The following is a 14,700-nucleotide window of genomic DNA, read 5'->3' on the forward strand; positions in this document are numbered from 1 at the left end:
CCCCCTGGTACCCGTAACAGCTGTCGCCCCGGATTTGGAGACGACGGGGCATCACGCGTGGGGTGAAAAATGAAACGCACTACTCCATCTTGCGACTCCTTCGGCTTGCTGCGCAAATCAAGCCTGCATTGTGCGATGTTCCTTACCTTGGCCACGGCAGAAGCCGCGCCGCTGGATGATTTCGGCCCACCACCACCGACGGACCCCTCGGCGTTTACCAATCCGCCGGCCGACCCCAAGGCTGCGCTGGATGCCATAGAGGCCATGCCACCCGCCAACACGGGCGCCTACGCCCTGCCCAACGGCGTGTTCGGCACCCGCACCACGCCAACGGTCGACAACGTGCTGCCGCCAAACTTGCAAACTTCCTTCAAAATCCCCACCAACGGCAAGCCCAGCCCGTTGTTCGGGGCCCAGCCGTACACTCAGCAACTGCTGCTGTTCGAAGAATTCGGCACGGAAAAACTCGACCCGACACTGCCGGCACCGCCCCTGACCTTCCCGGTTCCGATCGTCGGCCCGGCGCCCACGCAGGACCCGAACAATATCGCCCGCAGCGGCCCTTCGGCCGCGGCGCTGGAAGCCTTCATGCGCCAGCCGGGGCTGTACCCGTTTCCGTCGCAGTTTTCCAACGTGCTGGACCGCAACCCGTGGAAAGCGCAGATCGAAGCCTTCCTCAACCGCCATCCGGTGGGCTCGCCGGCCGAAGGTCGTCCGCCAGGAAAAGGCTGGTCGCACCAGCGCTGGAACGAGTTTTACCCTCAGGTCGCCTTCAAGACCGCTCAAGCCGGCGCCAAGCTCAACGGCGGCATGCGCGACCGCCGCCAGTTGCACAACTACGCCGTCGGTGAGTTCGGGCCGGGCGGGCTCTACAACCAGACCTCGGACAACCCGATCATAACGGGCACCACCAAAGGCATCGACACCCGCTTTCACCCCAACATGCCGATTCAGAACCACAAGGCGCTCTGGACCTTCGACGGCACCTTTCCGCCAAAACTGCTGATGGTGCGGTACGGCCAACCGGTGCTGATGCGCCACTACAACGCACTGCCGATCGACCCGTCGGCCAACATGGGTTTCGGCCTGCACACCCTCAGCACCCACGAACACAACGGCCACTCCCCGGCCGAAAGCGACGGCTTTGCCAATGCGTTTTTCTTTCCGGGGCAGTACTACGACTATCGCTGGCCGATCCAGTTGGCCGGTTACGACAGCATCAACACCAGCGCTCAGGATCCGCGCGCGGCGTTCCCTTGCGCGCCGGGTGAAACCCTGTTCGTCAACGATGCCACGCCGGGCTTCAAGACCTGCGACAACGGCAGCATCAAGATCCGTGGCGACTGGCGCGAAACCATGAGCACCCACTGGTTCCATGACCACATGCTCGATTTCACCGCGCAGAATGTCTACAAGGGCAACGCGACGATGATGAACTACTACAGCGCCCTGGATCGCGGTAACGAAGCGTTTGTAGACGGCGTCAACCTGCGCCTGCCCAGCGGTTCGGCATTGCCCTGGGGCAACCGCGACTACGATGTGAACCTGACCGTGGCCGACAAGGCCTGGGATACCAATGGCCAGCTGTGGTTCAACCCGTTCAACACCGATGGTTTTCTTGGCGATCAGATCCTGGTCAACTGGCAGTACCAGCCGCGCCTGAACGTGCGGGCGCGCAGCTATCGTTTCCGCATCCTCAACGGCTCGGTGTCGCGCTTCTTCAGGATCGCGCTGGTGCGTGAAATCGTCGGCACCGGTGGCGAATTCCCCGGCCCGACAGGCTCCGGCCTGTCTTACACCCGCGTGCCGTTCCACTTGATCGCCAACGACGGCAACCTCATGGAACACGCGGTGCCGTTCGATGGCAGCATGGACCTGGACGCTGACGGCGACCTGCAGGACCACAACGCCATCCTGCCCAGCATGGGCATCGCCGAGCGTTTCGACATCATTGTCAACTTCTCGAAACACGGGATCAGCACCGGTGACAAGCTGTACTTCGTCAACCTGATGGAGCACCACGATGGCAAGGGGCCGGAGGCTTTACCGCTGAGCCTGGCCGATGTCTTGTCCGGCAGGTACAAGGCGGTACTCAAGCTGGGCAGCAAAGGGCTGGAGTGGGACGCCGGCGATCCGGTGGTGGGCAAGTTCATGCAGATGGTGGTCCAGCCTTACGCCGGTCAGGACGTGAGCATGAACCCCGCCGACTTCGAACCCGCCAAGCCGGGCAAACCGGTGGGTAAAAGCATGATCCCGCTGACCCTCAACCGTGACGACCCGACGGTGCAAGCCACGCTCAAGGCGGCGCGGCATCGCGAGTTCACCTTCGGCCGCTCCGACGGTACCGACGAAGAACCCTGGACCATCAAGACCGACGGCGGTTTCGGCTTCCAGATGGATCCTCGAATCATCAGCGCCGCTCCGCAACTGGCCACCGGCCCGACCCCTGCCGGCTTCTCCGGCGACGGCACCCTGGAAGTGTGGAAAATCAGGAACGGCGGCAACGGCTGGAGCCACCCGGTGCACGTGCACTTCGAAGAAGGTATCGTCCTCAACCGTGACGGCAAGGCGCCGCCGGAATGGGAAAAATGGGCACGCAAAGACGTCTATCTCATCGGCGAAGGCATCGACAGCTCGCAGGACGTGGACATTGCGATCCGCTTCCGCGAATTCGCCGGGACCTACCTGGAGCATTGCCACAACACTCAGCACGAGGACACCTCCATGCTGCTGCGCTGGGATGTCGAGCACCCCGGCCAGTTCCAGTTGATGCCAACCCCCCTGCCCGGCTGGGACGGCGTCACCTACGTCAATTCCGCGGCGCTGCCGACTTTCCGCACTGGCGATAGACGTGAAGAGGACGGCGATAACCAAAAACCGATTGCCAACCCCGACAGCGCCATCAGTAACACCGGCCAACCGGTGATCATCAACGTGCTGGCCAACGACAGCGACCCTGACGGTAACGTGCCACTTAAAGTGGTAGGTCTGGAGCAACCGGACTCCGGCAAGGGCGTGGTCAGCACCGATGGCCTGCGTGTGACCTACACACCACCGGCCACGGTCCCTGCGCCGTTCACCGCGACCTTTGCCTATAGGGCCAGCGATGCCAGGAACGCGGAGTCGGCACCGGCAACGGTGTCCGTGGCGGTCTCGGCAGCGATCAACGAGAACCTGATCGTCACCAGCGCCACCGTCACCGCCCGCAGCAACAGCCGCTGGTATTGGGTCCTGTCCGGCACCACCTCCCGTGGCACGGGCAATACCATCACGGCGACGGCCACGACCACAACCGGTACGGTGAACCTTGGCGCCGCCGTGCTGACGCAGACACCGACAGGCGCGCGCTGGAACATAGCGGTGACCACCGCCGGCAGTGGCCCGTCGCCTGGCCCGACGGCGACCATCAAATCGGCCTTCGGCAAAACCGTGACGGTGCCGATAAAGGCGAACTGAGTACAACCAGGCGTTGGCGATGAGGGCCTCCTTGAGGCCCTCTTGCTACAAGCAAAACGAATCTGCCTAGGTTTTAAAGCGCGCCACCGTCTGGTGCAGCGCTCCAGCCATCTGCGCCAGCTCCTGACCGGCTGCGTGGGTATGTCGGGCACCCAGTACGATCTGCTCGGACAAGTCACGAATGCCCACCAGGTTGCGGTCCACCTCACGCGCCACCAGGGCCTGCTCCTCCGTGGCACTGGCGATCAGCAGGTTGCGTTCATTGATCTGCGAGATCGACCGGGTGATCTCCTCCAGTGCCTCGCCGGAGCGTTGCGCGACTTCCAGGGTCGTCTGCACCAGGTGACCGCTGCTTTGCATTGCGGTCACCGCGTGCCCGGTATCGAGCCGAATATTGCCAATCATCTGCTCGATTTCCTGGGTCGACACATGAGTGCGATGGGCCAGCGCCCGCACCTCATCGGCGACTACCGCAAAACCACACCCGGCATCACCGGCACGAGCCGCTTCAATCGCTGCGTTGAGGGCCAGCAAATTGGTTTGCTCGGCAATGCTGCGAATTACATCCAGTACCGCGCTAATGTCTTGTACACGTCCGGCCAATTGCTGAACACGTTCGGAGGTATCCATCATGCCGTCCGCCAGCGCACCTATCGAGGCCACCGTTTCCTGAACTTGCTCACGGCCGCGTTGTGCCGTTTGCTCGGAAACCCGGGACGCCTCGCTGGTGCTGACGGCATTGCGTGCGACCTCGTCGACGGCCGCCGTCATCTGATTGACCGCCGCCGCAGCCTGTTCGATCTCCAGGCCCTGAAGTTGCAAACTGCTGCTGGTCTGACTGCTGACCGTGCTCAGCTCTTCGGACGAACTGGCCACCTGATCGACCGACACGGCGATGTGCCTGACCATCGCGTTCAAGCTTTGCTGCATCCGGTGCATGTTCATCATCACGCTACCGTCGGCATTTGCATTCACTGGCACTTGAATCGTCAGGTCGCCCTGCGCGATTTGACTCAAGACCCGCGCGGCATCATCGGGCTCGCCACCCAAGGGCCGGGTGACACTGCGCGTCACGATGACCGCCGCGGCGATGACCGAGGCCAGGCAGAATGCAAGCAGCCCCAACATGTTCAGATACGCTTCTTCGTACAGCGCCTGCGCCGATCTTTCACGGTCGGCGAAGATCTGCCCTTGCAGCGCCATCAAGGCGTCCAGACTTTTATAAACCTGCTGTTCGGCGGGGACGACGTGCTGTTTCAACTGCGCCATCGCGGCATCAAAAGCGCCTTGCCGGATCAACACCTGCACCTGGGTGAATGCGTCGACGTAAGCCTCGCGGTTCTTTTTCAGGGCAGCATAGGCGGTCTTGCCTTCCGGCAGATCGAACAGCGGCTCGAGGGTTTTCAGGGCCAGGCTGATACGCTTTTTGGTGGCATCGATGGCCTCTTGCACTTGCTGATTGTCTTTGTCGATCAGCAAGTCCCGGGTGTTCCTGGCGTTGTCCCGTACACCTGTGGCAATGACCATGATCGGATCGATTTTCGGCCAGTCCCGTTTGACGATCAGCATGGCCTGTTCCTTTAGCGTTGCCAGATCGTGCAACGCATACAACACCAAACCTGTCAGTACCAACGGCGCAATTGCAAAGCCGATGACGATACGTTGTGCCGTGCTCAACCTGGCCATGTCATATGCTCCCTGATCAATTCCCGCCCGACGCCCGGCACATCTGAAAACTGCATGTACTCACAAGCCTTCGATCCACCCTGCCCCGGTCGCTTTAATGTCCGCGAATATAGTGTTCCAGTTGCCGGATCAGTTCGGCCTGCTCGACGATGGCTTCTTTAACCAGATCACCAATCGACAACAGGCCAATCAGTTGGTCGCCCTCCACCACCGGTAGATGGCGCAGGTGACTGTCGGTCATGACCGCCATGCAACGCTCAATACTCTGCTGACTGTCTGCTGTCACCACGGGCGCACTCATGATGGCCCGGACTGGCGTACCGACCGAAGAGCGCCCCTGTAGAACGACCTTGCGCGCATAGTCGCGTTCGCTGATAACGCCGACCACCTGCCCCTCCTCCATGACAGGTAACGCACCGACATTTTTTTCGGCCATCATCTTCAACGCTTCAAGCACCGTCTGGTCTGGCGCGATGCTATGCACCCGTCGGTTCTGCACGGCCTTGAGCTTGAGCAGTTGTGCGGCTGTTTTCATACGAGCCTCCGATACTGTTTGTCATTGATCATCGACTCCGCCGGAGCCTGGCATGAATCATTAATTGAGTGAGCGTTCAGACCGCGTGGAAATCCATGTGGTCAGGCCACCGCGACCTCCACCTGGCCTCCGTTGAGGCGCACAGGCCAGACCCGCAGACGCTGCTGCGGATACTCCAGACAACTGCCGTCCTCAAGGCGGAAATGCTGTTTGTAGAGTGGCGAGGCAATCACCAGATCGCCCTTGATGCTGCCGATCAGCCCGCGACCGATGACATTCGCCCCGGATTGCGGGTCATGATTATCGATGGCGTAGAGGGTCTTGCCTTCGGCAGCCGGCAGGTAGAACAGCGCCACTTGTGCACCGTCCAGCCAGACGACGACGCCGGAGTTACTCACCAGATCATCCTGGCTGCACACCGCTTGCCAGGCATCGGGATGGACCAGGGAGGAACTGGAATAGGCGCGCTGGGTATCGGACTGGCTCATCAGACAATCTCCTCAATGACAGGGATAAGGTGGAGTTCAGCGGCCATGATCGGCCGGCGCTGACCGCGTTCCTGGACAAAATGGATGTCCGGGTCCGGGCGTTGATCGTTGACGAAGGTGCGGAAGCGCTTGAGCTTTTCCGGGTCTTTAAGGGCATTGGCCCATTCGCACTCGTAGCGGTTGACCACCAGCTGCATCTGCGACTCGAGCTCCTCACCCAGCCCGAGGCTGTCGTTGATGATCACGTCCTTGAGGTAGTCGAGGCCGCCTTCCAGGCTCTCGCGCCAGACCGAGGTACGCTGCAACTTGTCGGCGGTGCGGATGTAGAACATCAGGAAGCGGTCGATGTAACGAATCAGGGTCGCGTCATCGAGGTCGGTGGCAAACAGCTCGGCGTGGCGCGGACGCATGCCGCCGTTACCGGCCACGTAGAGGTTCCAGCCTTTCTCGGTGGCGATTACGCCCACGTCCTTGCTCTGCGCCTCGGCGCATTCACGGGTGCATCCGGAGACGGCGAACTTGAGCTTGTGCGGCGAGCGCAGGCCCTTGTAGCGGTCTTCGATGGTCAGGGCCATTTGTACGCTGTCCTGTACGCCATAACGGCACCAGGTACTGCCGACACAGGACTTCACCGTCCGGGTCGATTTGCCATAGGCGTGCCCGGTCTCAAAACCCGCTTCAATCAGCTCGGCCCAGATGTCCGGCAACTGATGCAACTGAGCGCCGAACAGATCGATGCGCTGCCCGCCGGTGATTTTGGTGTAGAGGTCGTATTTCTTCGCCACCACGCCAATCGCGATCAGCTTGTCGGCGGTGATTTCGCCGCCGGGAATACGCGGCACCACCGAGTACGTACCGTTTTTCTGCATGTTGGCCATGAAGGTGTCGTTGGTGTCCTGCAAGGGCACCAGCGACGTGTCCATGATCGGCTGGTTCCAGCACGAGGCGAGGATCGAGCCCACCGCCGGTTTGCAGACGTCGCAACCGGTGTGGCCACGGCCATGTTTGGCCAACAGTTCTTCGAAGGTGATCACTCCCTCTACCCGTACCAGCGCATAAAGCTCCTGACGGGTATAGGCGAAGTGTTCGCACAGGCTCTTGTCGACACTGACGCCGCGGGCAATCAGCTCATGCTCGAACACTTGCTTGAGCAGGCCGGCGCAACCGCCGCAGCCGGTGCAAGCCTTGGTCTGCGACTTGAGCTGGCCCAGGTCCGTACAGCCGCCGTCGATGGCCGAACAAATGGAGCCCTTGGTGACGTTATGACATGAACACACCGTGGCCGACTCGGGCAGCGCACCCGGGCCCAGGGCCGGCGCGCCTTCGGAGGACGGCAGAATCAGGCTGGCCGGTTCCGACGGCAAGGCAATGGCGTTCTGCATGTATTGCAGCAGGGTGTCGTAATAGCTGTTGTCACCGACCAGCACTGCACCGAGGACGTGTTTGCCACTTGCATCCACCACCAGGCGGCGATAACTGGCGCTGGTTTCGTCGATGAATTGATAGCTGCGCGCGCCCGGGGTGTTGCCGTGGGCGTCGCCGATGGAGCCGACATCCACCCCCAGCAGCTTGAGCTTGGTCGACATGTCGGCACCGGTGAACGGCTCGGCGACTTCGTTGCACAGACGGGCCGCAACGCTGCGCGCCATCTGGTAGCCCGGTGCGACCAGGCCGAACAGGCTGCCGTTCCATGAAGCGCATTCACCGATGGCGTAGATGTTCGGGTCGCAACTTAGGCACGTGTCGTCGATCACCACGCCACCGCGCGGACCGATCTCCAGCGCGCATCGACGAGCCAGCGCGTCTTGAGCGCGGATACCGGCGGAAAACACGATCAGGTCGGTTTCGAGGAATTCGTCATTGGCGAAATTCATGCGATAGCGGTACTGCTCGCCCGCACTGATCGATTGCGTGGCGCGGGACAGGTGTACACCGACGCCCAATCGTTCGATCTGCGCCTTGAGCGCCTGGCCACCGAGGTCATCCAGCTGTACCGGCATCAGGCGCGGCGCGAACTCCACCACGTGGGCTTCAAGGCCCAGGCTCTTCAACGCGTTCGCGGCTTCCAGCCCCAGCAAGCCACCGCCGACCACCACGCCGCGCCGGGCATTGGCCGCAGCAGCCCGAATGGCATCGAGGTCTTCCAGGGTGCGATAGACCAGGCGCGATTCCCCTTCGGCGCCTTCGATTGGCGGAACGAACGGATAAGAACCGGTGGCCAGCACCAATTTGTCATACGAGACGCAACCTTGCGAGGTGACCACCTGGCGACGGGCGCGGTCGATTTCCAATACCGGCACACCCAAATGCAGCGTAACGCCGGGCGTCTGGTAAAGCGACGCATCGGACAGCGCCAGCGACTCGGCATCACGACCGCAGAAGTACTCGGAAAGATGCACACGGTCATAGGCGCGCATCGGCTCCTCACTGAAGACGTGCAGCCGGTAATGGTCAAGCGCTCCCCGCTCGATCAGCTGTTCGACACAATGATGTCCGACCATGCCATTACCGATCACGATCAGCGTTTGCATCTTGTTCAACGTGGCAACATTGGAATTCATAGAAAGCACCCAGCCCGAGCCAATCACGGTTTTAAAAGCAAAAAAAAACGCCTGAAACCTTTCGGTTCCAGGCGTCTTTGCCTGTTCTTTTGCGGTGTACAAACCAGGCATCTATGCCTGATCCACCGATGCTGCCCACGACCTGTCCGGCCAATCGATCGTCGTTGACCGAGGGGGCTGTCCACACGAATGCGTTCCAGGTGGACCTGAAGTCAGCCTTGCAGCCTTTGTGCCAGCCAGCGACACAGAGACTTCAACTATCTGGAAACACTGACTCTTGAGCCAGGGGGGATTGTCACGACGTTGGAGTTACCGCAGGCGATAGCGCTTTGCGGCGCTTCCGACTGGTGCACGTTGTTAGGCATGGCGCTTTATAAAAGTGCATGGACCGCTCGATTCCTCAGCTCGTCAGCACTCAAGCCTGTTTCCGGTAATCCATGGATCGTTAAAGTCATTTGACCCAATAAATACCGGGGCAGCGGAAGGCCGGTGGTGGCCCAGGCAAATCGGGCGTCACCTGGCCTGATGCGACGGATAAATGCCGGCAAGCCGCGCTATCACGACCCCCACGTAAAAGACGCCTGAAAACTCTTCGACCATCACCAGTGAGCGGGCGTGGTTGGTCAACGGGATAACATCCCCGTAACCGGTGGTCGTGAGCGTCGTGAAGCTGAAATAGATCAGTTTGAAGAAAGTGCCGGCTTGTCTGAAATCGAAGTTGCCAGGGCCGAATGAGCCCGCGGCGGAAATCTCGACCAGGGCATAGATGAAGGACCAAGCGAAGGCCAGCATGATGTAGCCCGCAAGCGCGCCATGAAGCTTGTCGGCTGTAATTGGCCCGCGTTTGAGAAGGTAGCGAAGCACTCCGCTGAACGAAACCGCAAGTGACGCCGCATAGGTGATCCCGGCAAGTTCAAGCGTCGCGACACTCTCGGTCCACAAGGCCGCCCATTGAAGACAAATCCCAAGCAACGCCAGGCACAGTTTGAGGATGAAGCCCCGCCGGGTCTGCCGGGTGGCGAAAGCACCCACGAGCAGCACGGCCGAAAACAGAATGCCGAGCAACATGCGAGCAATCAGCCCCTCCTCAAGAAAGGGAAACAGGAGGATCAACCCTAGCAAGAGCAACAACAGATAAGTGCAGGGCCCTAGCCCTATAACCATTTGAGCTAAATCCGCGTCGGATTCGGCTTTATCTTGAGAATTTGTCATATCTGGTTCCCGGAGGGCGAAAAAACTGATCTTGCTCAAGAATGATTGGCAGTGAAATTCTAGTCGCGAATGCATGCGAGGCGGAAAACCATCGGCCAGAAGCAAAACTGACAGCGAACCCGGCCGATACGCAGTGGTCATAACAGCTGATGGCAGCGCAAACGATCAGTGGCCCAGAGCCCAGTTCTTTCACGAGCGCAGCCTGCAATTCACACATTTCAGGGTGCGCCGGATAACCTCAGCGGGTTCGGTTCCTGTGTGACGCAGGCACTTGCCGCTGCTCTCATCCCCTGCTCCCTCAGCGGAGTACGCAAATGACTCGATCAATGCAGTTCTTCCGGTCGTTCTTCCTCGCGATTGCAACATTGGCATCGGCCGGTTTCCTGAACAATGCCGCAGCGGCCACCGCCGAGGATCTGAATGCCGACGCTCGACAAGCGTTGCAGACGCTCTACAAGACCAATCCATTCTCCGAAACCATCTCGCACCAAGCCAAGGCTGTGCTGGTCTTCCCGAACATCATCAAGGCGGGACTTGTATTCGGCGGCAGTTATGGCGAAGGCGTTTTAATGAAGGGCACGAAAGTCGAGAACTACTACAACTCTGTCAGCGGTTCATGGGGGCTGCAGGCCGGCGCCCAATCGTACGGCTATGTGGTTTTCCTGATGACCGATAAAGCCGTGGACTATGTCGCCAAAACCAAGGGCTGGGAAATCGGTGTCGGGCCAACTGTTGTGTTTGTGGATGAAGGGGTTGCGAAGAACCTGTCCAGCTCGACGCTCAAAGACGACGCCTACGCGTTTATCTTCGACCAGCAAGGGTTAATGGCGGGGGTCAGTATCGAGGGAACGAAGATTTCTCTGATCAAGCGCTGACGTCACCGTCTGACTGGCCATCGGGAGCGTGATGGCGGCCATGCCAACCCGGATGGGGGTTCCCCTTCAGGCTAGGCTGTCCTCACTCCTGGCGTACAGACGCACCTGATGACTGGGAAGCCATCTGGACGAGCAAGGGTGTTTCGACCGTTCATTGATCCAGGTCTAAACATTGAATGACCGAATCCTGATAATGACTTTTCAGTTTTAGGTAGGCCTTAAATGACTTCACAGCTCTTCCAGGTTCACGGCCTCGTGAGTTTTACCCTTGCCATCCTCCTGCTTTTCCTTGGCAAAACCCTCGTCCAGCACAACGCCTTTCTCCGTCAATACTGTATCCCCGAATCGGTCGTCGGCGGCTTCGTCTGTGCGGCGGTTACGTCCTTGCTTTACTTTGGCCTGAATATCCAGATCGAATTCGATCTGCAAGTTCGCGACACCCTGCTGCTCTATTTCTTTGCCGGCATCGGCTTGAAGTCGGACATGCGCCAACTGCTCAAGGGCGGGCGCCCGCTGCTGATCCTGCTGTTACTCGCCGCTGTGTTCATTCTGCTGCAGAACTCGCTGGGCATGGGCGTGGCCGAGGCTTTTGGGCTTGATCCCAAGGCGGGGTTGATGGTGGGCTCCATTTCCCTCACGGGTGGGGTGGGCACGACCCTGGCCTGGGCACCGCTCTTCGTCGAAAAGCTGGGCATCAGCAACGCCCACGAACTGGGCATCGCCAGCAACACTGTCGGCCTGATTGCCGCTTGCGTCATCGGCGGCCCTATCGCCAACCAGCTGATACGCCGTTATCAACTGACGCCGTCCAGGGATGCGGAGCTGGAAGTCGGCATTCTCGAGCAACAACCGAGCAAGGCGCTGGACTACTACGACGTGCTCTGGGCCTGGATGTGGCTCAACCTGACCCTGATGCTCGGCTATGGACTCAACCTGTTGCTGGTCGATGCCGGCATCACCCTGCCCAAGTTTGTCAGCTGCCTGTTCGCCGGCATCGTCATTCACCACCTCGTTCTGGCCTTTGTCGGTGACCAGCGACTGAAAACCTGGAGCGGTGCCAGCCTGGGCCTGTCGCTGATCTCCGATATCTGTCTGGGCATGTTTTTGACCATGGCCCTGATGGGTCTTCAGCTCTGGCAACTCAGCGGCGCGTTGATGTTCATTCTTTGCGCATTGACCCTGCAAATCCTGCTGACGGTCGCCTATACGTATTTTGTGGTCTTCCGTTTTATGGGGCGCAATTACGAAGCCAGCGTGATCGCTTCCGGATTCGGCGGGATTGCCCTCGGTTCCACGGCAACGGCCATCGTCAACATGTCGACCGTGACGCAAAAGTACGGCGCGGCGCACCAGGCCTTCCTGATCGTGCCGCTGGTGTGTGGCTTTTTCATTGACCTGGTCAATGCCGTGATCATCAGCATGTTCAGTGGTCTGTAGCGACCTCGGCCCGGCTCTCGGACGGCCGGACACACCGAACCTGGGAAAGCGGACGAAAGGAGCAGCAGGATCGATGCCGCAAGGATAGGCTCAAGTAAGAGAGTGCCCCAGCCCTGATCCGGCCAGGTACGATCTCAAATGCGCCTCTTGCTACAGGGGAACCGGGATGACGGGACACACTGTGCGCCAATGCTCGTCGTGGATCCTGCTATCCCTGCTCGCCGTCGATCTGGCGCTGATAGCCGGCTGTTCAGGCAAAGCCAGCACGGCTCAGCATTCTGCCCCCAGCGTCGGCTCGACCTGCTATGCAAAAGCCCTCCCCACTGTCGGCGAAGGAGGCCTCGCCTGGGGCGACACCCTGGACATGGCTCGCCAGAAATCCCTGAGTAATTGCATACGCTATTCCGGCCGATCCGGCGGCACGCCAAGTACCTGCAAAGTGGTGATGGCGGAATGTAAGCATTGATAGAGCGGTTTTTCATTTCTGCGCCGCTTTTGCATTTCTGTGCGACAGATCCCACTTCAGGGTCTCCCGTTTCACACGCTCGCGGTGTTAGCTTTGAGATGTTTCTGATCAGTCGATCAGATATTTCCTACGAACCGCCTGCAAAGGAATGCCCCCAGCAATGGATTTCTCCCTCAAGCACCTGGCTGCGACCACCCTCATGCTCGCCAGCCTTTCGTCGTTCACCACCGCTGCCCACGCCAACATCACCCCGCAACAGAACGCGATCATCCTCAAGACCTTCAGTGATGCATCGGTCAAGGATTTCAGGCAGTTCCTGGGAAGCCTGGCCAAGAGCGATATCGCCAAGACCGACGACCTCGGCCCGGCCATCCGTGCCTTCCTCGACAACAAGCCCCTTACCGCCGGGCAACAAAACGAAATCCATCGTTTGCTCGGCCTCTATGCCCGGGTGAAATACGGCAGCGCGGCCACCGAAACCCTGAAGGAGCTGGTGGCCATTCCGACCGTGCGCGTGGACGGTGTCGACCAGCACGACAATCCCGAATTCCTCAAGATTGCCGAGAAGATCAAGGGCCTGGCCCAGGCGTTCAACCTGAACTTTCGCAACATCGACAACCGCGTCTACGAGATCTCCCTGGAAGGCAGCGGCGATGAAGTCGTGGGCATTCACGCCCATGCCGATGTGGTGCCGGTGACGCCAGAAAACTGGGTGCTGCAGGACGGCACCCGCCTCGACCCGTTCAAGGTCACCCTGATCGGCGATCGCATGTATGGCCGCGGCACCGAGGATGACAAGAACGGCATCGTGGTGGCGCTCTACGCCATGAAGATCATCAAGGAGGAGAAGCTGCCGCTGGCCCGCAACTTCAAGCTGCTGGTCGACACCACCGAAGAGACCACGGGCGACGCCATCCCCTACTACTTCGAACGCAACCCCACACCCAACTACAACCTGGCGCTGGATGGCGGCTACCCGGTGGTGATCGCCGAGAAAGGCTACGGCACGGTCATGGCCAGCTTCGCCAAGCGCACCGCGCAAGGCAAGGGCGCAGAGATCACCTCGATGACCGGCGGCCTGGCCACCAACCAGATTCCATCGACATCGGTTGCGACCCTGGTGACCGACAAGCCCGCCGAACTGGCCGCCAGCCTGCAAAAGGCCGGCACCGAATATGCCAAGCGTAACGGCGGCAACTTCGAGGTCGCTGCCAAGGTCGACGGCAAGGACGTCAAACTGACGGTCACCGGTGTGTCCGCCCACTCCTCCGAGCCCGAGTCCGGCGTCAACCCGGTGGCCAGGATGCTCGACTTCATCAATGGCCTCGACGGCAAGGTCGCGCTCAAGCACAACCAGATCACCGACGCCGCCCGCTACGCCGCCGACAACTGGGGGCTGGATTACCTGGGTGGCAAGTTGGGAGTCGGTTTTTCCGATGAATTCATGGGCCCGCTGACCACCTCCCTGACCTATGTCGGGATGGATGACAAAGCCTTCAAACTCGCGGTCAACCTACGCGTGCCGAAGGGCAAGACGCCGGATGTGCTCAAATCCGAAATCGCCGCAAAGCTGGACGCCTGGAGCAAGAAGACCAGCATCGCACCAACCTTCGACCTGTCGATCGCCGAACCGATGTACCGCAACCCCGAGGGTGAATGGGTCAAGGCCTTGCTCGCTGTGACCAGCGAAAACCTCGGCATGGAACACAAGTTCGGCACCTCCGCCGGCGCCACCTCCGTGCATGAACTGCCCAACGGCGTGCAATTCGGCCTGGCCATGCCGGACGTCAAATACACCGGTCACAACGACAACGAGTTCAAGACCACCGAGCAGTTCCTGCTGGACTTGCAGATCGTGACCGAAATGATGGGCCGCATCGGGCAATTGCCGAAACTTTGACCCCCCTTCGGACCCGCCACCCTGGCGGGTCCATTGCTTTCACTTCCAAACCACATCCCGCCCCCTGTAGGAGCGAGCCTGCTC

General features: G+C 60.2%; 10 protein-coding genes. 5 read left to right on the forward strand and 5 right to left on the reverse strand.

The genetic code is table 11. The annotated features are described in order from the left end of the window. Positions 1–135 precede the first annotated feature (135 nt). Positions 136–3,456, forward strand: coding sequence for a multicopper oxidase domain-containing protein (locus PspS34_RS16060; RefSeq protein ID WP_223532363.1), 3,321 nt, complete (start codon positions 136–138; stop codon positions 3,454–3,456). A gap of 66 nt (positions 3,457–3,522) precedes the next feature. On the opposite strand, the gene PspS34_RS16065 is transcribed toward PspS34_RS16060, so the two are convergent. From PspS34_RS16065 to PspS34_RS16085, 5 genes are all read right to left on the reverse strand, one after another. Next, the gene (locus tag PspS34_RS16065) at positions 3,523–5,142 is read right to left on the reverse strand and encodes a methyl-accepting chemotaxis protein (RefSeq protein ID WP_159390147.1); all 1,620 of its coding nucleotides are present in this window, start codon (positions 5,140–5,142) and stop codon (positions 3,523–3,525) included. A 94-nt stretch (positions 5,143–5,236) separates the two neighbouring features. Further along, on the reverse strand, positions 5,237–5,677 hold the full coding sequence (locus tag PspS34_RS16070; protein WP_090456003.1) for a CBS domain-containing protein: 441 nt from the start codon (positions 5,675–5,677) through the stop codon (positions 5,237–5,239). A gap of 101 nt (positions 5,678–5,778) precedes the next feature. Beyond that, a complete protein-coding gene (gene nirD / locus PspS34_RS16075) occupies positions 5,779–6,165 on the reverse strand; it encodes a nitrite reductase small subunit NirD (RefSeq protein ID WP_090456004.1) in 387 nt (128 codons plus the stop codon). Continuing rightward, on the reverse strand, positions 6,165–8,726 hold the full coding sequence (gene nirB / locus PspS34_RS16080) for a nitrite reductase large subunit NirB (RefSeq protein ID WP_159390148.1): 2,562 nt from the start codon (positions 8,724–8,726) through the stop codon (positions 6,165–6,167). The genes nirD and nirB overlap by 1 nt, the downstream gene beginning before the upstream one ends. Before the next feature lie 513 nt (positions 8,727–9,239). Beyond that, the gene (locus PspS34_RS16085) at positions 9,240–9,938 is read right to left on the reverse strand and encodes a potassium channel family protein (RefSeq protein WP_159390149.1); all 699 of its coding nucleotides are present in this window, start codon (positions 9,936–9,938) and stop codon (positions 9,240–9,242) included. A gap of 314 nt (positions 9,939–10,252) precedes the next feature. Here PspS34_RS16085 and PspS34_RS16090 point away from each other — a divergent pair, with 314 nt between their 5' ends. The 4 genes from PspS34_RS16090 to PspS34_RS16105 all read left to right on the forward strand — a co-directional run bounded on the left by PspS34_RS16090 (position 10,253) and on the right by PspS34_RS16105 (position 14,616). After that, a complete protein-coding gene (locus PspS34_RS16090) occupies positions 10,253–10,813 on the forward strand; it encodes a lipid-binding SYLF domain-containing protein (protein WP_159390150.1) in 561 nt (186 codons plus the stop codon). A 222-nt stretch (positions 10,814–11,035) separates the two neighbouring features. Continuing rightward, positions 11,036–12,250 (forward strand): sodium/glutamate symporter, encoded by a 1,215-nt coding sequence (gene gltS / locus PspS34_RS16095; protein ID WP_102672736.1) that lies wholly within the window; start codon positions 11,036–11,038, stop codon positions 12,248–12,250. Positions 12,251–12,416: 166 nt separating this feature from the next. Beyond that, positions 12,417–12,716, forward strand: a complete 300-nt coding sequence (locus tag PspS34_RS16100; protein WP_150813963.1) for a DUF4189 domain-containing protein — start codon at positions 12,417–12,419, stop codon at positions 12,714–12,716. A 160-nt stretch (positions 12,717–12,876) separates the two neighbouring features. Then, positions 12,877–14,616, forward strand: a complete 1,740-nt coding sequence (locus tag PspS34_RS16105; protein ID WP_159390151.1) for a dipeptidase — start codon at positions 12,877–12,879, stop codon at positions 14,614–14,616. The last annotated feature ends 84 nt before the right edge of the window (positions 14,617–14,700 follow it).

The sequence above is a fragment of the Pseudomonas sp. S34 genome (assembly GCF_009866745.1).
Taxonomy (GTDB): domain Bacteria; phylum Pseudomonadota; class Gammaproteobacteria; order Pseudomonadales; family Pseudomonadaceae; genus Aquipseudomonas; species Aquipseudomonas jessenii.